The sequence below is a fragment of the Pedobacter sp. AC464 genome (assembly GCF_979253075.1).
This window is the reverse complement of the sequence record NZ_CEEDBV010000001.1, coordinates 186,271-208,216: the sequence shown is the minus strand read 5'-3', so window position 1 is coordinate 208,216 and position 21,946 is coordinate 186,271. Positions and strand designations below refer to the sequence as shown.

The 21,946-nt window shown below is 38.5% G+C and carries 19 protein-coding genes; 12 read left to right on the top strand and 7 right to left on the bottom strand.

Going from position 1 to position 21,946, the window contains the following annotated elements:
• Positions 1 to 17: 17 nt before the first annotated feature.
• Positions 18 to 1,094, bottom strand: a complete 1,077-nt coding sequence (locus tag AC0IWT_RS00870) for a glycosyltransferase (protein WP_471795566.1) — start codon at positions 1,092 to 1,094, stop codon at positions 18 to 20.
• Positions 1,095 to 1,279: 185 nt separating this feature from the next.
• Here AC0IWT_RS00870 and tgt point away from each other — a divergent pair, with 185 nt between their 5' ends.
• The 5 genes from tgt (at position 1,280) to AC0IWT_RS00845 (ending at position 8,660) form a co-directional block, all read left to right on the top strand.
• Positions 1,280 to 2,410, top strand: a complete 1,131-nt coding sequence (gene tgt, locus AC0IWT_RS00865) for a tRNA guanosine(34) transglycosylase Tgt (protein ID WP_471795565.1) — start codon at positions 1,280 to 1,282, stop codon at positions 2,408 to 2,410.
• Position 2,411: 1 nt separating this feature from the next.
• The gene (locus AC0IWT_RS00860) at positions 2,412 to 3,515 is read left to right on the top strand and encodes an LptF/LptG family permease (protein WP_082491498.1); all 1,104 of its coding nucleotides are present in this window, start codon (positions 2,412 to 2,414) and stop codon (positions 3,513 to 3,515) included.
• A 2-nt stretch (positions 3,516 to 3,517) separates the two neighbouring features.
• Entirely contained in the window at positions 3,518 to 4,396 is an 879-nt protein-coding gene (locus tag AC0IWT_RS00855; protein ID WP_056870877.1) for a DMT family transporter, read from the top strand.
• Between the two features lie 1,222 nt (positions 4,397 to 5,618).
• Positions 5,619 to 8,378 (top strand): TolB family protein, encoded by a 2,760-nt coding sequence (locus tag AC0IWT_RS00850; protein ID WP_471795564.1) that lies wholly within the window; start codon positions 5,619 to 5,621, stop codon positions 8,376 to 8,378.
• 3 nt (positions 8,379 to 8,381) lie between these two features.
• Positions 8,382 to 8,660, top strand: a complete 279-nt coding sequence (locus tag AC0IWT_RS00845) for a LapA family protein (RefSeq protein WP_471795563.1) — start codon at positions 8,382 to 8,384, stop codon at positions 8,658 to 8,660.
• A 292-nt stretch (positions 8,661 to 8,952) separates the two neighbouring features.
• On the opposite strand, the gene AC0IWT_RS00840 is transcribed toward AC0IWT_RS00845, so the two are convergent.
• From AC0IWT_RS00840 to ispE, 6 genes are all read right to left on the bottom strand, one after another.
• On the bottom strand, positions 8,953 to 9,249 hold the full coding sequence (locus AC0IWT_RS00840) for a response regulator (protein ID WP_471795562.1): 297 nt from the start codon (positions 9,247 to 9,249) through the stop codon (positions 8,953 to 8,955).
• Positions 9,250 to 9,332: 83 nt separating this feature from the next.
• Positions 9,333 to 10,052 (bottom strand): pirin family protein, encoded by a 720-nt coding sequence (locus AC0IWT_RS00835; protein ID WP_056870881.1) that lies wholly within the window; start codon positions 10,050 to 10,052, stop codon positions 9,333 to 9,335.
• A 133-nt stretch (positions 10,053 to 10,185) separates the two neighbouring features.
• Positions 10,186 to 10,944, bottom strand: coding sequence for a hypothetical protein (locus AC0IWT_RS00830; RefSeq protein ID WP_471795561.1), 759 nt, complete (start codon positions 10,942 to 10,944; stop codon positions 10,186 to 10,188).
• A 69-nt stretch (positions 10,945 to 11,013) separates the two neighbouring features.
• Positions 11,014 to 12,180, bottom strand: a complete 1,167-nt coding sequence (locus tag AC0IWT_RS00825) for a trans-sulfuration enzyme family protein (RefSeq protein ID WP_056870884.1) — start codon at positions 12,178 to 12,180, stop codon at positions 11,014 to 11,016.
• Between the two features lie 80 nt (positions 12,181 to 12,260).
• On the bottom strand, positions 12,261 to 12,683 hold the full coding sequence (locus AC0IWT_RS00820) for an OsmC family protein (protein ID WP_471795560.1): 423 nt from the start codon (positions 12,681 to 12,683) through the stop codon (positions 12,261 to 12,263).
• 81 nt (positions 12,684 to 12,764) lie between these two features.
• Positions 12,765 to 13,568 carry a 4-(cytidine 5'-diphospho)-2-C-methyl-D-erythritol kinase gene (gene ispE / locus AC0IWT_RS00815; protein WP_471795559.1) on the bottom strand — a complete coding sequence of 268 codons (804 nt, stop codon included), beginning with the start codon at positions 13,566 to 13,568 and terminating at the stop codon, positions 12,765 to 12,767.
• Between the two features lie 200 nt (positions 13,569 to 13,768).
• Here ispE and AC0IWT_RS00810 point away from each other — a divergent pair, with 200 nt between their 5' ends.
• From AC0IWT_RS00810 to AC0IWT_RS00780, 7 genes are all read left to right on the top strand, one after another.
• On the top strand, positions 13,769 to 14,563 hold the full coding sequence (locus AC0IWT_RS00810; RefSeq protein ID WP_056870887.1) for a thymidylate synthase: 795 nt from the start codon (positions 13,769 to 13,771) through the stop codon (positions 14,561 to 14,563).
• A gap of 83 nt (positions 14,564 to 14,646) precedes the next feature.
• On the top strand, positions 14,647 to 14,850 hold the full coding sequence (locus AC0IWT_RS00805; RefSeq protein WP_471795558.1) for a hypothetical protein: 204 nt from the start codon (positions 14,647 to 14,649) through the stop codon (positions 14,848 to 14,850).
• Between the two features lie 3 nt (positions 14,851 to 14,853).
• Positions 14,854 to 15,057, top strand: coding sequence for a type II toxin-antitoxin system RelE/ParE family toxin (locus AC0IWT_RS00800; protein ID WP_471795557.1), 204 nt, complete (start codon positions 14,854 to 14,856; stop codon positions 15,055 to 15,057).
• Between the two features lie 85 nt (positions 15,058 to 15,142).
• The gene (locus AC0IWT_RS00795) at positions 15,143 to 15,631 is read left to right on the top strand and encodes a dihydrofolate reductase (RefSeq protein ID WP_471795556.1); all 489 of its coding nucleotides are present in this window, start codon (positions 15,143 to 15,145) and stop codon (positions 15,629 to 15,631) included.
• Positions 15,632 to 16,086: 455 nt separating this feature from the next.
• On the top strand, positions 16,087 to 19,080 hold the full coding sequence (gene secDF, locus AC0IWT_RS00790; RefSeq protein ID WP_471795555.1) for a protein translocase subunit SecDF: 2,994 nt from the start codon (positions 16,087 to 16,089) through the stop codon (positions 19,078 to 19,080).
• Between the two features lie 389 nt (positions 19,081 to 19,469).
• Positions 19,470 to 20,795, top strand: coding sequence for an NAD(P)/FAD-dependent oxidoreductase (locus AC0IWT_RS00785; protein ID WP_471795554.1), 1,326 nt, complete (start codon positions 19,470 to 19,472; stop codon positions 20,793 to 20,795).
• A gap of 145 nt (positions 20,796 to 20,940) precedes the next feature.
• Positions 20,941 to 21,801 carry a hydroxymethylglutaryl-CoA lyase gene (locus tag AC0IWT_RS00780; protein WP_471795553.1) on the top strand — a complete coding sequence of 287 codons (861 nt, stop codon included), beginning with the start codon at positions 20,941 to 20,943 and terminating at the stop codon, positions 21,799 to 21,801.
• Positions 21,802 to 21,946 lie beyond the last annotated feature (145 nt).

Genomic DNA, 21,946 nt, shown 5'->3' with positions numbered 1-21,946 from the left:
GGTTATTACAATTGTATTTACTTCCAGCTAACTTTGTTATTCCCAAACATGGATAAAAAGCCATTCAACATCAAAAAGAAGAACAAAAGTATATCTAAAAATGGGAACCACCAACGTAAATCGCTATAATTTAACCGGCTAAGCAATTTGGGATAAACCAGACATTTGATGATGACGCTCAAAACAAAGATTCCTGCAGCGATATACCTCGTTTCTAAACTGACAAACAGACAAGCCGCTAAACTAACATAGAAAAGGAATTGAAATATGATTTGAACACTCAAAATAAACTTGTGTTTGGATTTATAGAATTTTCCGGCGCCAAAATGACGTTTTTTCTGGCGTAGATACCCAGCCCAGCTTCTATTGGGTTCGCTCCAAACATGGCTATTTTTGTTAATTCTAATTTCGGTATTTTCAGCATTTGCGTGGGCATTCACAAATAAATCGTCATCACCTGATGGTATATGCATGTGTGCGGCAAAGCCCTTGTTCGCAAAGAACAAAGATTTTTTATAAGCCATATTTCGGCCTACACCCATATACGGCATACCTTTCAGGGCGAAAGCGAGGTAGTTAACAGCCGTAAAAAAAGTTTCGAACCGGATTAGTGCATTTAATAAGCTTTTCTTCTTAAAATACGGTGAGTACCCTAGCACGATTTCAGCATTTTCATTATCTGGCTGCTGCATGCACATCAGCCAGTTCGAGCTTTCAGGTCTGCAATCTGCATCTGTAAAAACAAGCCAATCATGTTTTGCAGCCTTAATACCCATTGTAACAGCGAATTTCTTACCAGCAATAAACTTATCGTTGTCTAAAATTTTTACTATTTTGAGGTTACTGTGTTCTTTTTCAAGTTTTTCTAGGAAAGCTTCCGTACCATCCCAAGACCTGTCGTTCACAACAACTACCTCAAATTCAGGATAGTTTTGCACCAGGATTGCGGGCAAAAATTGTTCGAGATTTGTAATCTCATTTCTCGCACAAATGATAACACTAAGCGGAGATTTTGCAAGCTCGGGCACGCTTTCTATTTTGGTATTAGCAAGCTTTAAGTGCACAAACAGCACATAATAAAGCTGTACGAGCAAACAAAAAGTTAAAAAAGAAATCAGACAGATTTCGACCAGGTTCAATATCACAACGTTAAAATAAACAGGCGCAAATTTCTCATTTTTAATCTGTAATACAGTTTTATGTTGATAAAAAATTAAACAAAAATAAACCCTCATATTTTCTTACTTTTGGCTGATTTTTGTGACGAGACACACACCATATGAAATTTACTTTACAGGCGAACGATCCGCTTTCTAAAGCCAGGGCCGGAACAGTTACCACTGCCCATGGAGATATACAAACGCCTATTTTTATGCCTGTTGGAACAGCAGGAACAGTAAAAGCGGTTCACCAGCGGGAGCTTGTGCAAGATATAGATGCGCAGATTATACTTGGCAACACTTATCACCTTTATTTAAGGCCCGGACTCGAAACTTTGGAACAAGCTGGCGGCTTACATAAATTTATCGGATGGGACAGGCCAATTTTAACTGATAGTGGCGGTTATCAGGTATACTCACTAAGTAAAGTTCGCAAAATTAAAGAAGAAGGTGTTACCTTTAACTCTCATATAGACGGTTCTAAGCACTTGTTTACGCCAGAATACGCTATGGATATTCAGCGTACCATTGGCGCTGATATTATAATGGCATTTGATGAATGCACACCATATCCATGCGATTACACCTATGCTGCCGAATCAATAAAGATGACTCACCGTTGGTTAAAGCGGTGTTGCACACACTTCGACAGCACCGAACCGAAGTATGGTTTTGAGCAAACCTTATTTCCAATAGTCCAGGGCTCCGTATATAAGGATTTGAGGATAAAATCTGCAGAATTTATTGCCAGCATGGGCAGAGATGGTAATGCAATTGGCGGTTTATCTGTTGGAGAACCGGCAGAAGAGATGTATGCAATGACTGAAATTGTTTGCGACATTTTGCCCTACGAAAAACCACGTTATTTAATGGGCGTAGGCACGCCGATTAATATTCTGGAGAATATTGCGCTTGGTGTTGATATGTTCGATTGTGTAATGCCAACAAGAAATGCCCGAAACGGCATGCTGTTTACCAAGAATGGCATTATAAACATCCGAAACAAAAAGTGGGAAAACGATTTTTCTCCAATTGAAGCAGACAGCGAGTTACACGTAGATTTAGTAACCAGTAAGGCATATTTGCGACATCTCGTTCATAGCAAAGAGATGCTTGGCGCACAAATTGCTACCTTGCATAACTTACACTTTTATCTTTGGCTGGTGCAGGAAGCTAGAGCAAAAATTATTAGCGGCGAATTCTACGACTGGAAAAACCAAATGGTAAAAGTTTTGGGCAATAAGCTATAAAATGAATTTAATTAAGGGCAACATAAAAATTATTGACCGCTATATAATTGGCAAATACCTGGGAACCTTTGTGTATACCCTGGCTATCTTTGTTATCATTATAATCGTGTTCGATTTATCGGAAAAGCTCGATGATTTCTTGAAAAGCGGCTTGAGCCTATGGGGCGTAATCACCAAGTATTATGCAGGTTCTATTCCCTTTTACATCAATATGTTGTCGCCTTTAATAAATTTTATTGCGGTAATCTTTTTTACGGCTAAAATGGCCGACCAGACAGAAATTGTCCCTATTTTAAGCGGAGGCGTTAGTTTTAACCGTTTTTTATGGCCTTACTTTATCTCAGCAAGCATTATTTTTTCGGCCAATTTAGTATCCAATTTATATATACTGCCTTATACAAATACATTAAAAAACAGCTTCGAAAATACCTATGTAAAAAGGAATGATCCTTCTACGAAGGCAAACATCCACATGAAACTCGATGACAAAACTTACATATATATTCAAAGTTTCGACAATAAAACGAATTATGGCTACAGGTTTTCGCTGGATAATTTTAATGGCGATGTTTTAACGAAAAAGATTATTGCAGATAACATTAAGTGGGATTCAACAAAGCGGAAATGGCAACTGAGCAATTACTCAATAAGGAAAATTAATGGTTTAAAAGAAACCATGATTTATGGTAGCGGAAAGTTAAAGGATACCATTCTGGACATGCGCCCAGACGATTTTTCGGCTTATGATAATGTAGTACAAAACCTTTCGACTACTGAATTGGCTGAGAAAATCAGAAAAGAAAAAATTCGGGGAACCGGCATCATGAACGACCTTCAGTTTGAACGTTATAAGCGTTATCTTCACCCCTTATCAGCGTTCGTTTTAACCCTGATAGGCGTTGCACTCTCTTCGAGAAAAGTTCGTGGCGGTGTCGGCGTTTCTTTAGGTATCGGCATCTTTATCAGCTTTGCATATATTGTATTTAATCAATTTACACAAATGTTTTCTACAAAGGGTGGTTTGCCACCTTTTATCGCCGTTTTATCGCCAACAATTGTGTTCGGCTTATTGGGCTTTTACCTGCTTAAACGTGCCCCAAAATAGTAATGGACGCTAATAAAAAAAACCTTTTAATTCTGCATCTTACCGTTTTTGTATGGGGCTTTACAGGAGTGCTCGGAAAGGTAATATCGATTGATGCTGTGCCAATGGTTTGGTACCGGGTTTTGATTGCCAGCGTAACATTATTTGCCTGGTTTCTTTTAACCGGGAAGAACATCAAGATAACAAAAAAGCAATTTATCCAGTTCTTTTTAACAGGCGGAATCGTGGCCATTCACTGGATATTTTTCTTCTACGCCATCAAAGTTTCAACCGTTTCTGTTACGCTTGTTTGCCTTTCCTCCTTCACATTATTTACCGCAATACTGGAACCGCTCATAAAAAAGCAGCCAATTTTTTTGGGTGATATTTTGGTGGGCTTACTTATTATTGCTGGAATTTACATGATATTTAAGTTTGAAAGTCAGTACACTTTAGGCATTATTTTTGGCTTATCTGCCGCAGTTGCATCAAGTCTTTTCTCAACAATTAACTCAACTTTTGTTCAAAAAAGTGAACCATCCATAATCGGATTCTACGAACTGGTAGGCGGTTTTTTCTGGATCACGCTTTACCGTTTATATGATGGTTCGTTGCTAAATATGCCATTTAATCTAAGTACCAATGATTGGTTTTACATTGCAATTTTAGGGACGCTCTGCACGTCTGTTGCCTACGTTGCTGGCGTGTCTGTTATGCGAACTTTATCTGCTTTTAGAACCGCTTTGGTAACCAATCTCGAGCCTGTTTATGGCATCTTTCTAGCCTTCATTTTCTTCAAGGATAAAGAACAAATGACCGGTGGATTTTATCTTGGAGCAGTCATAATTTTAGCATCAGTTTTTCTCTATCCAATCTATAAAAACCGCAAAAATCATCTTTAAAAGTCGAAACAATTCAGACCTTTTTTGGTGGTGTACATATAGCGATATTTAGCAAATAATTGATGACTTTTTGCGTGAAAATGCTTGGCCGATTAGAGTAATAAATCTCAGTTTGAAGTCAACTAAATCTAGTGCCAATGCGGATCATCAGAACCGAAAATAAGACCCGAAAAGAAGCGCAAATCGGTTCTAAAATTACCTGAACACAACACGATTTAGGCAATTAGAACCTTCCAAACCGAAATTTCGATACAATTGGTTATCTATAACATTAGTGAGCCAATGTTTGTGAAAAGCTTGTTTGAATAGCCTGAAAGGGCATTTTTGTATCCAAACGAGAAACATGTGGAATTTAAAAATTTTTTACTTTCGAAGTCATTTATGCGATTCTAAACCTATTAGCTTAGAGATTTAGTACAGAGAAATTGATATTTCAGAGCAAAATTCAAAGAAATCTGCAGGGCAAAATCCTATTCGTAAAGCAAAATCCCGACTTCATTTCTAAGTTTAAGAGAGAAAATTTCACCTAGTTTTTGATTTTTTTAAATGTTTAAAATCATGCACTTTTCATTTTGACAACACAAGAATCTTTCCGGGTTGACTTTCAGCATCGAATCGGAAGAAATAAAAATGGCTAACACAACGCCATTTTGTCATAACTTTAAATGCTCCCTCTGAGCTAAGTTCTGTAATATCTGCTTCGGCAATAATAGATGGTTCAAATTGTAGCCAGACTTTACAGCGCTAACCCACTTTCTAAAGCCCAGCAAAGTCAAGCAGATCTTCCATCGCAATATTCGAAATTGCTGAGTCAAATTTCATCGAACAAAGGGATATTAGAGCCAAGAAAGGCAAAGCAAAGTGAGGAATTACTCACGGCAACAATCTAAGAAATCCGTACACAAAAATCATTTTTGATAAAAATTTAAGTCATAAATTTCGATTAAATAGTGTAATTTAACAACCTTAGGTTATCGTACTTAGAAAGCCAAAAATTTAATGTCGACAGTATAAATAAAGGGCACTTAAAGTTCGAAAATTAGCTGAATACATAAATAAATTAAATTTAATATATATTTAATAATCAATCGCTTAATAATTACATAGTGAATTATAACCTTATATGAAATTTGTGATAAAATCAAAATAAAACTAAAGAATTTAGCAATAACATTTAATGAATCCCTTTAATATAAATATAACATTGTATATCAGATACTTAATGATATTGACATCAAGTTTTGTTTCGGTAACAGTTTTTGGCCAAATATTCAGCACTGCACAGAACCCACTTAGTGTAAGATGGAACTATATTCAATCAGGCGGGTTCAAAATCATTTATCCCCGGGAGTTAGAAAAAGAAGCGCAAAGAATGGCTAACACTTTACCATTAATCTACCCTAAAATTGGCTTGGGTTTGCGACAACAAAATACCTCCATCCCACTCCTGCTTCAGAACCGCGGAACGGTCGCAAATGGTTTTGTTCAGCTCGCCCCTAAGAAATCTGAATTTTACGCAACCCCGCCACAAAACTTCGACAGTCAGGATTGGCTCAACAACCTCGCTGTTCATGAACTCAGACATGTTGCTCAATTTGACAAATTGACAGGTACGCAGGCGCACCCATTTCCGGAACTATTTTACTTCGCCTACTTTGGTGCTGCGATACCAACCTGGTATTTTGAGGGAGATGCAGTAGTAAATGAAACAGCTCTGACAGCTTCTGGCCGCGGCAGACAACCAAGATGGATTATGCCTTTCCGGACTTCACTTTTAGAAGGAAAAAAATTTTCGTACAGTAAAGCGTATTTTGGTTCGAACAAAGATGTAACTCCAGGTTATTACCAAACCGGGTATTTAATGGTTGCCGACATGAAAGAAAAATATGGACGGTTCATTTCAGACAGCTTATTGGGTGACATCAGAAAGAGGCCTTTCCGGTTATACCCATTTGCTCAAAGTTTAAAAAAATTTACCGGCAAAAACACCAAAGAATATTTCCGCACCACACAAGAAAAATTAAAGAAAGATTGGGCTGTTCAGCGGCAGAATCTCAGCACAGAAAACTATGAAACTTTAAACAAAAAGACGGAGCTGGCTACAAACTATTATTTACCAGTTCGCATAAAGAACAATGCAATTTTAGCCCTCAAAGAAAGCAAACAGGAAGCGCCTCATTTTGTCATCATCAGGCAAGATAAATCAGAAGAAAAGTTATTCGGAATTGGATACCAGGAACAGCCTTGGTTTAGCTACAAAAATAACGTTTTGGTTTGGGATGAAATTCGTTATGACCCACGGTACAAGCAGCGGAGCTTTAGTGTAATTTGTTCCTATAATTTCGAGACAAAAAAAACTAAAAAGCTAACAAGTAAAAGTCGCCTGTTCTCGCCGAGCCTGTCAGCAGATGGCACAAAAATAGTTGCCGCAACAGTCGACCTTGGCAATCACTTTAACATTGTGGAAATTGATGCCGTTTCCGGTAAAATTTTAAAAACCTACGCAAACCCGGAAAACGAAATTTTGCAAACGCCGGGGTTTGATAATACAGGGAATCGAATTGCTTACATCAGCGTTAGCGAGAAAGGAAAAAGTTTGTGGCTGTTAACGGGCGGCAAAAAAACACGACTGATTGCAAACAGCAGACAGCAACTGAGCCGGCCCGTTTTTATCAATGACAAAATTGTATTCAATGCGCATTTTAACGGTATCGATAATGTGTACAGTGTGGATTTAAAGTCGAAGAAAATCAGCGCACTCAGCAATTCAAAATACGGCGCCTTCAACGCGTCACAAACTGAAAGCGGCAAAATTATTTTTAATGATTACAAATTAAATGGCTATGAGATTTCGGAGCAACCAATATCAGAAAATGCTGTTGGTAAAAATACGTTTATTGATTTTTCTACGGCGGCAGAAAAGCAAGAACATACTGGCAACGTTTTCGAAAACATTCCAGATAGCAACTTCCATTCAAAACGCTTTCGCCAGGGTTTAAACTTAATCAATGTTCATAGCATTGTTCCGGTTATTGATAACGAATATGTTTTTGGGCTCGAACTGCAATCAAATAATTTGTTAAATACAATGGATTTTTATGCCGGCACAAAATACCACCGCGATTTAAGCCGTTTTGAATACACCGCAGATATTAGCTATAAAGCCCTTTACCCGGTTTTGAGTGTTGCGTACCGCAATAGACCAAAAAGAACGTTCTATCGAGCTAAAAATGCCACGCAGCAGGGCGATTGGCGGGAGAACTATGTTAAACTTAATGCAGCGGTGCCGTTATCATTCAACGCCCGTAATCAGAGCTATGCTGTAACGTTAAACGCAGCCACCAGTTTTACCCAACGCTACATGGCTGAAAGTATGCCAAATAATTTTGTTCAAAAACTGAAGTTTCCGATGGAATATAATGTAACGTTTAACCACAGCGTAAGAACAAGCGAACGCGATATTGCGCCTAAATGGGCACAGGTTTTCAGGTTTACTTACAACCACCAGCCTTTTGATAAAAACCTTGGAGGGGAAATTATGGCTTTAGAAAGCTTTTTTTACTTGCCTGGTTTTGCAAAAAATCACTCGTTTCTGGCTAGTTTCAATTACCAGAGCGCAAACGGAGTTAACCAGTATGCCACAGAAATAGCTACGGTATACGGCTATAATAATATCCTCGCCAGGAGCAAGCTAGAAAACAGTATGCTTTTCAACTATCGTTTTCCCTTTGCTTTTCCCGATTGGGAGCTTGGCTCGCTTGCTTATGTGCGGAACCTCAGGGCGGGTTTATTTTGCCACTACGAAAATATTGGATTAGAGACCAAACTGACTGAGCCAAAAACTTATGGTATAGAATTGAACAGTAGCTTAAACATTTTACGGTATCAACCTGTTGTTGATGTCGGGGCGAGATTGGTTTTCGTTAACAAAATTTACAATCAAAATCCGATATTAGAATTTTCATTTAATTATAGCTTTTAACCCATGAGCGGAAAAACCATCTTCATTATCATTTTAACGGCATTATTAACCATATTTTTGATGGTGAATACAGAGGCTGTCGATTTCAACTTCCTGGTAACAACAGTTGCCGTTTCTAAACTCCTGGTTATCGGTGTTTGCATTGTTATTGGTTTTATCATCGGTTTTGTTGCCGGGCGACCAAGAAAAACGCTCAGCAGTTATGATGCAGAAATTGAGAAGCATCAACCTATTTCGGGTAAAAAGGAATTGAGCGACGAGGACAGGGATTACATCAGTTAAGAGCGAAGGAACTTACCGTCGATTCTTAAAGGATTTCGAAATTTGAATTGCCGTTAGATTGAATCTTCGGATACCACAATAAATTTTATGATCATTGGAAACATTGCTATAGCAGTGTTTCTAATTTTTTTGTATTTAAAAATTAGTTGAGGCTAAAGTTTTACGGACTAAAATTTTCGCAGATATCAATGTCGCACTTTAATGCTATTGAGTTAAAATCTGCTAAATAAACTATTGGAAGCTTGGGCTTGAAGATTATAGAGAATTTTAAAGGCGGTAAGCATGGGAAAGCTCAATTCAAAGCGCCCATTATTTCCCCGTAAAGTAGCCCGCTTCCTCCGCCGTAATGTTGAATAACTTTTGTATCAGCGTTGAGCCCTGTTATATGCGCTCTTAGCACCTTTTCACACTCTGGCGTTATTCCATTACCCAAAAGCACCAAATCTATATTCTGCGTTTTCAAAATTGATATGGCCTCATCGTCAGAACAAACGCAAATACCTTTCCATTCTGGTCTTGCATTGAGCAAGCGGTTCATAACGATTGTAATTTCCGTATCCCTGCCAATATAAAGAATTTTAGTTTGCATATTTTTTGAATTAAAAGCTTAAATAAAAAGTTGCAGGCTAAGCTTTTAAGCTTTTAACCTGCAACCATCTACAATAGCTTAATTTAAAATTCCATTGGAACATCCATTAACAAAACTTCAGCGTCTGCAGTATTTGCTTTAAAGCTGATGCTTTCGGCATCCCAGATACCTAAACCATCTCTTTTGCTTAATGTTTGTCCATCGATTGTAACTTCGCCACTAATTACGAAGGCGTAAACACCGTTTCCTGCTTTTTTAATTTTGTATTCAGTTTCAAAGCCGTTATCAAATTTGCCTAATGAAAACCATGCGTCCTGGTGAATCCAAACGCCGGCATCATCCTGATTTGGCGATAAAATTTGTTGGAAGTTGTTGTGCATGGCCTCAACATCTAAATTCTGCTGGTCGTAACGCGGCGTAACATTTTTCTTGTTAGGGAATAGCCAAATTTGCAACAAATTCAATTGTTGATCTGGCAAAGCATTGAATTCGCTATGGCTAACACCAGTACCGGCGCTCATTACCTGAATTTCTCCACTTTTAATTACGGCCGAGTTGCCCATGCTGTCTTTATGTGCTATGGCTCCAGCTAATGGAATCGTAATGATTTCCATATTATCATGTGGATGTGTTCCAAAACCCATTCCACCATCAATCAAGTCATCATTTAAAACCCGCAAAACTCCAAAATGCATTCTTTCAGGATTGTAATAATTTGCAAAGCTGAATGAGTGGTGAGCGTTTAACCAACCATGATTTGCATGGCCTCTGGTGTTTTCTTTGTGCAAAATAAATTGTGACATAAATTTCCTTTCTTGTTTATGATACAAATTTACTGCAGGTTTTAAACCTGTGCATTGATGTAGGTTAAGAAAGCTTGAGGTTAGTGATTTAAATCGAAAATCGACACGGAAAACCCCGTTGGGCTAACGGTCGTTATTTAAATTTTTCGTTCAGAATGCTATCCATTAAAACTATATTTTTTTGAGGGTCATTTTTATACAATTTAAAATCGCCTTCCAGTATTTTATAGTTTTTTGTTTTCGCATAATTCCGTTGCTGAATTTCATCGATACGCTTCGCTTCAGCCTTGTTAAAAATAAGCATTTGCAAGTTAAACGTTTCTAAATATTCGACGGCTTTACCCGAAACAGCAGTCATTGACCCACCTTTCGAGTAGTCTATCTGGATGCGCCTGTCAGGAGTAGACCACTCATAAAAGACATCCATCGTGGTCTGCGGCCTGAAAGTCGGCGCTCCAAATTGCTTTGTCAGTTGTTTAACTAAATCGTTATAAACCGTGTCAGATTTAAGTTCTGCATCAGCTAAAATTGCTACCGTTTTATTGTCATGTGATAAAAAAGCAATTCTATTAAAGTATATATTTTGGTAGTAGGCAATGCTATCTTCTACTTTGCTGTAATATGCCTTTCCGTAAAACGAATCCTTTCCGTTCCAGGAATCCAACTTGTAACCTACAGGGTAATCGAAGGGTTCTGAGTATCCTTTTTTTATAAAATCTGCATCGTAGTTTACGGTCGAATCTATTTTTGATTTCAAAATTTCCAGTGGCCTTTCTCTGAAATCAATCTTCTCCATGTTTAATCCTTTTTTCGGTAGAGTTGATAAATCTTTGCCACTCTGGTTACAGGAAAATAAAAAGAAACTCACCAGCAACAATAAAAAGTTTCGCATAAATTAAGCTTAATTAAACCTGAAATAAAATGGTGTTCCTCAAATATATCAGCAACTTAATAAAAAAGTTTAGCTTAAGGCTTGTTCAATGTCGGCTAAAATATCATTAATATGCTCTAAACCAATTGATAAACGAATAGAACCTTGCTCGATACCGACAATATTACGTTCTTCTTCTGTTAACTTACTGTGCGTACTGGTAGCAGGATGCGTTGCAATTGAGCGTGTATCGGCAAGGTTTGCGGAGATGGAGAACATTTGCAGGCCATCCATAAACTTTCGGGCGCCTTCTACACCACCCTCAACAACGATAGTTACAATGCCACCACCTTGCTTCATTTGCTTTTTTGCAATTTCATACTGTGGGTGCGACGGCAAAAACGGGTATTTTACCAGCTTAATTTTTGGATGTTTCTCCAGGTAGGCGGCCACCTTTAAAGCGCTTTCGCAATGGCGATCCATACGTACAGCCAAAGTTTCTAAGCTTTTTGATAAAATCCAGGCGTTAAAAGGCGATAATGCCGGTCCGCTGTGCCGGGCAAAGCCAATAACTTCTGCGATTAATGCTTTTGTTCCTAAAACAATTCCGCCCAACACTCTACCTTGTCCGTCGATGTATTTAGTAGCCGAATGGATAGACAGATGTGCACCTAATTTAATCGGCTGTTGCAGGTATGGGGTTGCAAAACAGTTATCAACGACTAAAAGTTGATTATGCTTTTTCGCCAACTCGCCAAGAAAAGCCAAGTCGATAATGTCGATTCCAGGATTTGATGGCGTTTCTACAAAAATCATTTTGGTATTTGGCTTAATCAGAGCCTCCCAATCTTCAGGCTTATCTAAATCTGCGTAATCGAAAGTTACGCCCCATTTAGAGAAAACATTGGTTAAAAGTTGATGCGTAGAACCGAAAACGGATCGGCTAGAGACAATATGGTCGCCAGCCTTTAAGAAAGCGCCAAAGGTTGTAAAGATGGCGGCCATACCAGTTGCAGTGGCAAAACCATCTTCGGCGCCTTCAAGCAGGCACATTTTCTCTATAAATTCTGAGGTATTTGGATTTGAGTAACGGCTGTAAACGTTGCCCTCTTTCTCGTTTGCAAATAAAGCACGCATTTCTTCAGCATCATCAAATTTGTAACTTGATGTTAGGTAAATTGGCGCTGAATGCTCCTTGTGCAGGCTGCGTTCCGTTTGCGTGCGTATGGCTATGGTTTCAAAGTTGTTGGATTTCATTGTTAAATTTCAAGATTTTAATATCAGCAGCAGTTTTTGCGCATCGAATATTGAGAATGCGTCTTGCTGTTCGATACCTGCTAAATGCTGTTGTTTATTTCGTATGTAAAATTAATTTTTGCGGAGCGCCCTAAAATATTCGACACAGAGCAATATTTGTTAAAAGTCATTTCCAAAGCCCTTTCTACTTTGGATGCGTTTAAATCGCCAAATAAATTAAAGTGAATATCGATAACGTCGAAAATCGGCGGCATTTCTTCATCTTTACGACTGGCATTAATCGCAATTTTAATATCAGCGAGTGGTTCTTTTTGCTTAGTTAGAACATTTACCATGTCTATGCCGCTGCAACCGCCAAGGCCAATTAAAAGCATTTCCATAGGCCTAAAACCTTTACCATCGCCACCTATTGCAGCTTTAGCATCTAGTTCTACGGTAAAGCCGCTCTCGTTTTCAGCTTCGAAATTAAATTTCCCGCTTTTGCGGATGAGATTTATATTCATTTTGTTTATAGTCAGTACGGGCGGCAGTGTAAGTTGCCAGAGAAATTGCTTTCGCCGGTCAGCTTTTACTTTCAGCCCAGTTTAAATGTTGTAAAAAACTAAATTGTCTTTTTCCAGTTCCGGCAGATTAACAGGTTTGCTAAAAATTGCAAAAACCGACGAGCCGCTACCACTCATTAAAGCGAATGTTGCGCCTGCATCGTATAAACTGGTTTTTATTTGATGAATTTGGGGATACTTTGCGAAAACCGATGGCTCGAAATCGTTAATAACCTTATTTTTCCATGTTGTTGGCGACAAATGTATGATTTCTTTTATCGATTGCAAAGGCTTTTGAGGTTTTACAAGTGCGTATGCATCAGCAGTGCTTACGTGCACAGGTGGTTTAACTAAAACTTTAAACCAGGATGACAGGTCGATATCATTCTTTTCGAACTCATCTCCTTTATTAAATGCATAAACGGGCTTATTCTCAATAAAGAAAGCACAATCCGCACCCAGCTGCCGGGCATAGTTTTGCATTGTTTCTACAGATAAGCCGAGGTTGAATTTGCTGTTTAACAACTTAATTAAGAAAGCACAATCGGCAGAACCTCCGCCCAGGCCCGCTCCTACAGGGATATTTTTCAGTAAATCTATCTGCTGCGCAGGAATATCAAAATCTTTTTTAATTAAGTTATATGCTTTTAAACACAAGTTGTCGTCTGGATTTCCGGGAACAGCGATACCGTGGATTTTGCATGAAGTAAAAGCCGCGTCGGTAATTTCGACCGAATCTTTAATATTAACCGGATAAAAGATAGTTTCCAGGTTGTGGTAACCATCTTCGCGTTTTTCTGTAATGTTTAAGCCAAGATTAATTTTTGCGTTTGGAAAGGATAACATCTCTTTAGTATTAATTAGGAGCGACTATCAGGACTTTTTTGCAATCGAGACATCACTGCGCAAACATACAAAAGTCAGGCTTGTTTAAAAATCAGTTAATGTATAAAACTAAAAGATTCCGTGATGGAGATTTTTCACATATTTGTAGTTAATTAATTTTTTAATTTGAAAGTTCCGATGGGTTCGGGATTAAGGAATATATGAAACAATATTTAGATTTAATGCAGCATGTGCTGGATAATGGCGCACAAAAGCACGACCGTACAGGAACAGGAACGATTAGCGTTTTTGGCTATCAAATGCGATTTAACCTGCAGGAGGGCTTCCCGATGGTAACCACCAAGAAGCTGCACTTGAAATCTATAATTCATGAATTAATCTGGTTTTTAACCGGCGATACAAACATCAAGTACCTTAAAGATAATGGTGTAAGAATTTGGGATGAGTGGGCAGATGTAGATGGAAATTTAGGGCCGGTTTACGGTTCGCAGTGGAGGAGCTGGCCAACACCAGACGGGCAGCACATCGATCAGATTACAAATATCATCAATACCATAAAAAATAATCCAGATTCGCGTAGAATTATTGTTTCGGCATGGAACGTTGCAGAGATTGAAAACATGGCGTTGCCACCTTGCCATGCGTTTTTTCAATTCTATGTTGCCGATGGAAAATTAAGTTGTCAGCTATATCAACGCAGTGCTGACATTTTTTTAGGCGTGCCATTTAATATAGCATCTTATGCATTATTAACGATGATGGTTGCACAGGTTTGTGGTTTAGAAGCGGGCGATTTTGTACATACTCTCGGAGATGCACATTTGTATAACAACCACATAGAACAGGCTAATTTGCAGTTAAGCAGAGATCCGAAACCACTTCCAACCATGAAGATCAATCCTGATGTAAAAAGCATTTTCGATTTCAAATTTGAAGACTTTACGTTGGAGAACTACGAGGCACATCCACATATTAAAGGAATAGTTGCGGTTTAAATAATAATAATCTGCTAAGGTGATTATATGGAGATTGGAAAAATAAGCATACTTAGTTAAAATCGAAAAAGGTATATTTGTATATGGAAACATTCGTGATAAGCGTACCAGAACAAAAAAGCAGTTTGGTTAAACAATTACTTAAAGAATTGGGTGTAGTTATCAACATGGAAAATGCCAAAGTTCCTAATAAGAAGACTTTAAGTTCGATGAAAAAGACCAGCAAAGGCGAGGATTTGACTAAAACAACAAGTCATTCAGATTTAATGAAGAAATTAAACTCATAGTGAATGTACAGCGTTTCTTTTTCCAATCAATTTAAAAGGGATTATAAACGCTGTGTAAAACGCAACTATGATATTGCTGCACTCGAGATTGTTTTGCAAACATTAAGAGAAACTGGCGCATTGCCTTCGAAATACAAACCTCATCTTTTAATAGGTAACGATTCTGGGTTTTGGGAATGTCATATCAAAAAAATGATTGGCTGTTAATTTGGTTCCAAAGTGAGAATACAAAAGAAATCTATCTTGACAGACTTGGAACGCATTCAGATTTATTTTAATTTTAAAGTACATAATGACCATTGCTATCGCAGTTGCCGTGGGCGAGAACTTCGCTATCGGAAAAAATAATCAGCTTTTGTGGCATATGCCAGCTGATTTAAAGTTTTTTAAACAAACCACTTCTGGTCACACCGTGGTAATGGGCCGCAAGACGTTCGACTCTGTTGGCAAGCCCCTACCGAACCGCCGGAACATTGTGATTACAAGGGACGGCAACTTAAAAATTGATGGCGTTGAAGTTGTAACCAGTTTGGAAGAGGCTATAGAAATAACCAAAAACGAAGAGAAGCCTGTTTTTATAGTTGGCGGTGCCGAGATTTATCGTCAGGCTTTACCGAAAACCGATACCTTATATTTAACTACAATCCACCACACTTTCGATGCTGACACTTTCTTTCCTGAAATTGATAGAAGCGAATGGGATACCATAAGTTCGGAAACTCACAAAGCTGATGAAAAAAACAAGTATGATTATACTTTTGAGGTGCTTAAAAGAAAATAATTAGGAATTCTTTATTGCGAGGCACGAAGCAATCTTAATGCGCTCGCTATTGAGATTTATTTTAAGAATCGTTAAAGACCACGAACCGCACTATCAAGATTGCTTCGTGTCTCGAAAGGACTACAGCCAAAAATTAGAACTGGATATTAGAGCGGAATTGATATTCTGTAGTTGCCACCTAAACCCGATATTCGTGGAAAGCCACCGATTTTTCGTCGGTGCTTGGAACATTAGCGGGACCGAACCAAAGCTAAGCGCTACTGCAATTGCTTTCCAAATAAATTTACCTTCAAAACTAAATGCTGACGCGGGTTCTGCTAAACAAAAGTTACTTTGTTGCCCGGTAAAAATTAATCTTAATAAATTATCAATTAAGGGGTTCTATAATTTAAAAATTTAATTAGATTTGCCGACTTGTTAAAAAACAGCGAAAGACAAATTATTTTAAACAAACAATGCAAGGAAAAGGTTTTATTAAGTTTATAGCGATAGTATTGGCTATCGTTTGTGCGTATGCACTTTCTTTCACTTTGGTAGCATCCAAGGTAGAGAAAGACGCAAAAAACTATGCGAAAGGTGATTTAGCCAAAGAAAAGGCTTATTTAGATTCGATGAGCACTGAGAAAGTATACCCTGTTCTGGGTTTCACTTATCAGTCTGTTAAATCGAAAGAGATCAATTTAGGCCTCGATTTAAAAGGTGGTATAAACGTAACGATGGAAATATCGTTATCGGAACTGGTAAAATCATTAGCAGACAACACAAATGATGCTAATTTCAACAAAGCATTGCAAAATGCACAAGCTCAGTTAAACGCCGGTGGTAAAGATTACATCAAATTATTTGTTGATGAATTTGAAAAATTAAGTCCGGGTGTAAAACTTGCAGATTATTTCTCAAATCAGGATAATGCATCGCAGTTAAAACCAAACGCTTCAAATAGCGAGGTTCAAAGCTTTTTATCAAAAGAAGCTGAAAGCGCTATCGACCGTTCATTTACAATCTTACGTTCGCGTATTGATGGTTTTGGCGTTGTAAGTCCGAACATGCAGAAACAACCTGGAAGTAACCGCATTTTAATTGAGATGCCGGGTATTCAGGATAAAGAACGTGTTTATAAATTATTGCAAGGTTCTGCTGAATTGCAGTTCTGGCAGGTTTATCAGGTTCAGGAAGTTGTTTCATTGCTTGAAAATATTAATAAAACTTTAGCTTCTACCTTAAAAGATGCCGCCCCGGTTGCTGCTGCTAAAGATACAACTGCTGCGCCTGCTGCAGGTGGAAAACTGGCAGGTTTAGAAAAGTCTGCTACTGATACCACTAAAGGTGGAAAACTTGCTGGCTTAGGTAAAAAAGATTCTACTGCAGCTAAAGCTGAGATTGCAAAATCAAATCCTTTATTCTCTATTTTAAGTATTCCTACTTATCAGGCAGAAAACGGACAGCCTGCGTTGCGCCCGGGACCAATTGTTGGTTGGGTTGCACAAAAAGATACTGCAAAAGTTAATTCATATTTCAAAATGCCTGAGGTTGCGGCTGCCATTCCTTCTACAATGAAGTTTATGTGGAGTGTTAAACCGATGGAAGGTTCAAAAGTGTTCGAACTTTATGCAATTAAAGTGGTAAGCGCTGATGGCAAACCAGACTTAGGTGGCGATGCTGTAAGTGATTCACGTAACGACTTTGACCAAAAAGGTAAGCCAGAAGTAACCATGTACATGACCAGCGAAGGCGCTGCGAAATGGAAAAAAATTACTGCTGAAGCTTCTGGAAATCCAAATGACCAAAACGACAATAAATCTATTGCGATTGTATTAGATAACCAGGTTTACTCCGCTCCTACTGTTCAAAACGAAATTCCAAATGGTGTTTCTTCTATATCAGGTAACTTTACACAAGAAGATACCAAAGATTTATCGAACATTTTAAAGGCTGGTAAATTACCTGCACCTGCTCGTATTGCGGGTAGCTTCGTTGTTGGTCCAACCTTAGGCGCACAGGCTATTCACGATGGTTTAATCTCTTTCGTAATTGCCTTTATCGTAATTTTAATCTTCATGGCGTTGTATTACCACCGTGCCGGTTGGGTTGCAAACTTCGCTTTATTATTAAACTTATTCTTCATCATTGGTATCTTGGTATCACTTGGTGCAGTTTTAACATTACCTGGTATTGCCGGGATTGTTTTAACCATTGGTTTATCGGTTGATGCAAACATCTTAATTTTCGAACGTGTGCGTGAGGAACTTGCGCATGGCAAAAATACTGCTGCTGCAATTAAAGAAGGTTTCAAACATGCAATGCCTTCAATCATTGACTCGAACGTTACTCTATTTATTTTAGGTGCTATTCTTTATGTGTTTGGCAGTGGCCCGGTTCAGGGTTTCGCAACCACATTATGTATTGGTATCCTTTCGTCATTGTTTGCTGCTGTTGCAATTTCAAGAGTTGTATTCGATTCATTGCTAAACCGTAAAGTTGAGGTAAGTTTCGACAATAACTTTACCCGTAACGCATTCAAGAATCTAGCTTTTAATTTTGTTGGCCGCCGTAAAATTTACTATGTAATCTCAACAGTTATTATTGTTGCAGGTATTGGTATGTACTTTAAAAATGGTGGTTTAAATTTAGGTGTAGATTTTAAAGGAGGTAGAACTTACCTTGTACACTTCGATAAAGCGGTAAATACCGAAGATTTAAAAACAAAGTTAAACCCTGTTTTCGGAAACGAAACCCCTGAAGTTAAAACTGCTGGTGAAGATAGCCAGGTTAAAATTACCACTACCTTCCACATTGAAGACCAAGACCCTAAAACGGATAAAGTTGTAGAAGACGCATTAACTAAAGGTTTATCAGGCTCGAAATACGAAATCGTAAGCTCGCAAAAAGTAACGCCTATCATTGCAAGTGATATCGTGAACGGCGCATTCTACGCGGTATTGATTTCGTGTTTGTTCATGTTCATTTATATCGTTATCCGTTTCAAGAAATGGCAATACGGTTTGGGTGCGGTTATCGCATTATTCCATGATGTTTTAATGGTACTTTCTTTCTATACAATTTTAGATGGTGTAATGCCATTCTCATTGGAAATTGGTCAGGATTTTATTGCAGCGATTTTAACTGTAATGGGTTATACCATGACAGAAACAGTTGTTGTGTTCGACCGTATACGTGAGAAACTGAAAGAAGCCGGTAAAGATGATTTACATGGCGAAGAGCGTAACAACTTAATTAACTTCGCATTGAACAGTACCTTAAGTCGTACCATTCTAACGTCATTAACAGTGTTTTTCGTGTTATTGGTAATCTTCATCTTTGGTGGCGATAGCATCCGCGGATTTATCTTTGCATTGCTTATTGGTCGTATCATTGGTACGTATTCATCGTTGTGTATCTCTACGCCTATCGTAATAGATTTGGGTAGCTCTGCAGAGAAGAAAAAGTAAAATTTAAGTTCTTTAAATATTTTAAACGCCTTCCCGATTTTACGGGAAGGCGTTTTTTTTGCTCGTGATATGAGCTAAAAAGCGGATGGTTTTTGAGGGGCGTTGTTTGGCTAAAGATATGGGCAATACTTTACCCATATTTTTTAATCACTTTCCGATTCTTTACCCAGCGGGCAAATGTGAAAGTTACTGCCATCAATTATCCATCGAAAAATGTCACTAAGACTCGAATATGGGCAGCCAATCCGAAAACCTGAAAGCTTGAAAAAATCCTTTGGTCATGTAAAAGTTATAATAACGTACATGCAGACCTACTAAGGTTTTAACGCTCGTTTTTAAACCTTTTGGCTATCTTTTTGTTAGATTAATATCAGATAAACCAATAAAAAATGGATTTACAACTTCCTAAAAGCGAATACCCAAGAGTAGTTATAGTTGGCGGCGGATTTGGCGGGATTGAGTTAGCTAAACGATTGAAAAACAAGCCTTTTCAGGTGGTAATGTTAGATAAACATAACTACCATACCTTTCAGCCATTACTTTACCAGGTAGCCACTGGCGGTTTAGAAGCCGATTCAATTGCTTTCCCGCTGCGCAAAATTTTTAAAGGACAGGATAATTTAGTTTTCAGGGTTACCAAAGTCACTGAAGTAAATGCTGCAGAAAATTGTCTGATTACTGATATTGGCAAGGTGAGTTACGATTACTTGGTAATAGCGACCGGTTCAACCAGTAACTTTTTTGGGAATAAGGAGATTGAGGCGAATTCCATGCCAATGAAATCAATTCCCGAAGCTTTGGATTTGAGAAGTCTAATTCTGCAGAATTTTGAAAAATCACTTATCGAAAAGGACCTCGATAAAAAAAATGCCCTGTTAAACTTTGTAGTAGTTGGTGGTGGCCCAACCGGGGTAGAAACTGCCGGAGCGATTTCTGAGCTTAAGAAACACGTTATACCGAACGATTATCCTGAAATGGATTTAAGCAAGGTAAACATCTATCTAATCGAAAATTCTCCGGAACTTTTAGGCCCGATGTCGCCTCAGGCACAGCAAAAATCTAAAGAGTTTTTACTTAAGATGGGTGTTCAGGTCATGAATGAAACAAGAGTTCTCGGTTATGACGGCCTTACCCTATCACTGCAAGATAAGGCGCCAATTTTGAGCTCGACCGTGATTTGGAGTGCCGGTGTAAAAGGAGAAGTGTTAGCGGGCTTAGATAAAGCGGAGGTTGTGCGTGGTGGAAGGTTAAAAACCGACACGCAGAATTTAGTGGCTGGTTACCAAAACATATATGCAATTGGCGATGTTGCGGCAATAATTAATGAAGAAACGCCAAACGGACATCCCGGAGTGGCTCCTGCGGCTATTCAGCAAGGACATCATTTAGCCAAAAACCTAATCAATCTTGTAAACAATAAACCATTAGAAAAATTTAAGTATTTCGACAAGGGTTCTATGGCGACCGTTGGCAGAAACAAAGCAGTTGTAGATATCGGCAAAATCCATTTTCAGGGAATTTTTGCCTGGTTTACCTGGATGTTTGTACACCTAATGACCTTGGTTGGTTTCCGTAATAAGATAATCGTGTTCATTAACTGGCTTTGGAGCTATTTTAGCTACGACAGAGGAACGCGTTTAATCATAAGAACATTTGCAAAAGACCGAAGCGTTGATTACCGTGCAGAAGTGCCAAGCGTGAAGGAAGTTCATTAGTCGTTGTTCGTTGTTCGTTGTTCGTTGTTCGTTGTTCGTTGTTCGTTGTTCGTTAAGGTAAAGTTCAAGCTTATACAAATGTTTTGGGCACGGCTCTTTCTTTTGCGAAAAACTTTACGCAATTTCGGCTAACTAACCAGAAAGCATGAGCCTAAAAAAATTTAAATTAGTAGAATGTCCGCGTGATGCCATGCAAGGTTTACATGATTTCATTCCAACTGAATTGAAAGCGGAATACTTGAATTTATTACTGCAAGTTGGTTTTGACACACTTGATTTTGGAAGTTTTGTTTCACCGAAAGCGATTCCGCAGATGGCAGATACAGTGGAAGTATTAAACAAATTAGATTTAAGCAATACGTCTACCAAACTCCTCGCAATCGTGGCAAATTTGCGGGGTGTGGAAGAGGCGGTTAAGCACGACAAAATCAGTTATTTGGGTTTCCCTTTTTCCATATCAGAAACCTTTCAGCAGCGCAACACCAATTCGAGCATAGCACAATCTTTAAACACGGTTGAAGACATGTTATCACATTGTGCCAAAAATAATAAAACTGCTGTTGTGTACCTTTCCATGGGCTTTGGAAACCCATATGGCGATGAATGGAATTATGAAATTGTAGAGCAATGGGCCGATATCCTGGTACAAAAAGGTGTTAGTATACTTTCTCTTGCTGATACAATAGGCGTTTCGACACCCGAGACAATCGCCAACATCTTGCCAAAGCTGATTACAAAATTCAGCGAAACCGAAATCGGTGTTCATTTGCACTCCACCCCTGACCAGCGCTCGGAGAAAATCGAAGCGTTATATCTTGCCGGGGTTACGCGGATAGACTCTGCATTGAAAGGCTTTGGCGGATGCCCGATGGCTGCAGATGATTTAACAGGAAATATTGCTACCGAAGACGTTATTAGCTATCTAAACTCCAAAGGCGCCGTACTTAATCTTAATATGGAGAAGTGGGATGAAGCGATGCATTTATCGGGTAAGATATTCGGATAAATAAATTATCGAACTTTTAAATTGGGGTACGAATTGATTTGCAGGTTTTAGGATATTTTTTAACAGCCATCACTGACTTCCTGCCTGCCTGCGATTGTATAGTGCTTTTTATTGATGCACTCCTCGCCAATGACGAGGAGACTTA

What these genes read in the sequence shown, in the direction of transcription:
- AC0IWT_RS00795 (WP_471795556.1), top strand. Translation starts at nt 15,143, where the DNA reads ATGACCATTGCTATCGCAGTTGCCGTGGGCGAGAACTTCGCTATCGGA.
- AC0IWT_RS00830 (WP_471795561.1), bottom strand. Translation starts at nt 10,944, where the DNA reads ATGCGAAACTTTTTATTGTTGCTGGTGAGTTTCTTTTTATTTTCCTGT.
- AC0IWT_RS00800 (WP_471795557.1), top strand. Translation starts at nt 14,854, where the DNA reads ATGTACAGCGTTTCTTTTTCCAATCAATTTAAAAGGGATTATAAACGC.
- AC0IWT_RS00845 (WP_471795563.1), top strand. Translation starts at nt 8,382, where the DNA reads ATGAGCGGAAAAACCATCTTCATTATCATTTTAACGGCATTATTAACC.
- AC0IWT_RS00785 (WP_471795554.1), top strand. Translation starts at nt 19,470, where the DNA reads ATGGATTTACAACTTCCTAAAAGCGAATACCCAAGAGTAGTTATAGTT.
- secDF (WP_471795555.1), top strand. Translation starts at nt 16,087, where the DNA reads ATGCAAGGAAAAGGTTTTATTAAGTTTATAGCGATAGTATTGGCTATC.
- AC0IWT_RS00810 (WP_056870887.1), top strand. Translation starts at nt 13,769, where the DNA reads ATGAAACAATATTTAGATTTAATGCAGCATGTGCTGGATAATGGCGCA.
- AC0IWT_RS00805 (WP_471795558.1), top strand. Translation starts at nt 14,647, where the DNA reads ATGGAAACATTCGTGATAAGCGTACCAGAACAAAAAAGCAGTTTGGTT.
- AC0IWT_RS00840 (WP_471795562.1), bottom strand. Translation starts at nt 9,249, where the DNA reads ATGCAAACTAAAATTCTTTATATTGGCAGGGATACGGAAATTACAATC.
- AC0IWT_RS00835 (WP_056870881.1), bottom strand. Translation starts at nt 10,052, where the DNA reads ATGTCACAATTTATTTTGCACAAAGAAAACACCAGAGGCCATGCAAAT.
- AC0IWT_RS00850 (WP_471795564.1), top strand. Translation starts at nt 5,619, where the DNA reads ATGATATTGACATCAAGTTTTGTTTCGGTAACAGTTTTTGGCCAAATA.
- AC0IWT_RS00820 (WP_471795560.1), bottom strand. Translation starts at nt 12,683, where the DNA reads ATGAATATAAATCTCATCCGCAAAAGCGGGAAATTTAATTTCGAAGCT.
- AC0IWT_RS00825 (WP_056870884.1), bottom strand. Translation starts at nt 12,180, where the DNA reads ATGAAATCCAACAACTTTGAAACCATAGCCATACGCACGCAAACGGAA.
- AC0IWT_RS00860 (WP_082491498.1), top strand. Translation starts at nt 2,412, where the DNA reads ATGAATTTAATTAAGGGCAACATAAAAATTATTGACCGCTATATAATT.
- AC0IWT_RS00855 (WP_056870877.1), top strand. Translation starts at nt 3,518, where the DNA reads ATGGACGCTAATAAAAAAAACCTTTTAATTCTGCATCTTACCGTTTTT.
- tgt (WP_471795565.1), top strand. Translation starts at nt 1,280, where the DNA reads ATGAAATTTACTTTACAGGCGAACGATCCGCTTTCTAAAGCCAGGGCC.
- AC0IWT_RS00780 (WP_471795553.1), top strand. Translation starts at nt 20,941, where the DNA reads ATGAGCCTAAAAAAATTTAAATTAGTAGAATGTCCGCGTGATGCCATG.
- ispE (WP_471795559.1), bottom strand. Translation starts at nt 13,568, where the DNA reads ATGTTATCCTTTCCAAACGCAAAAATTAATCTTGGCTTAAACATTACA.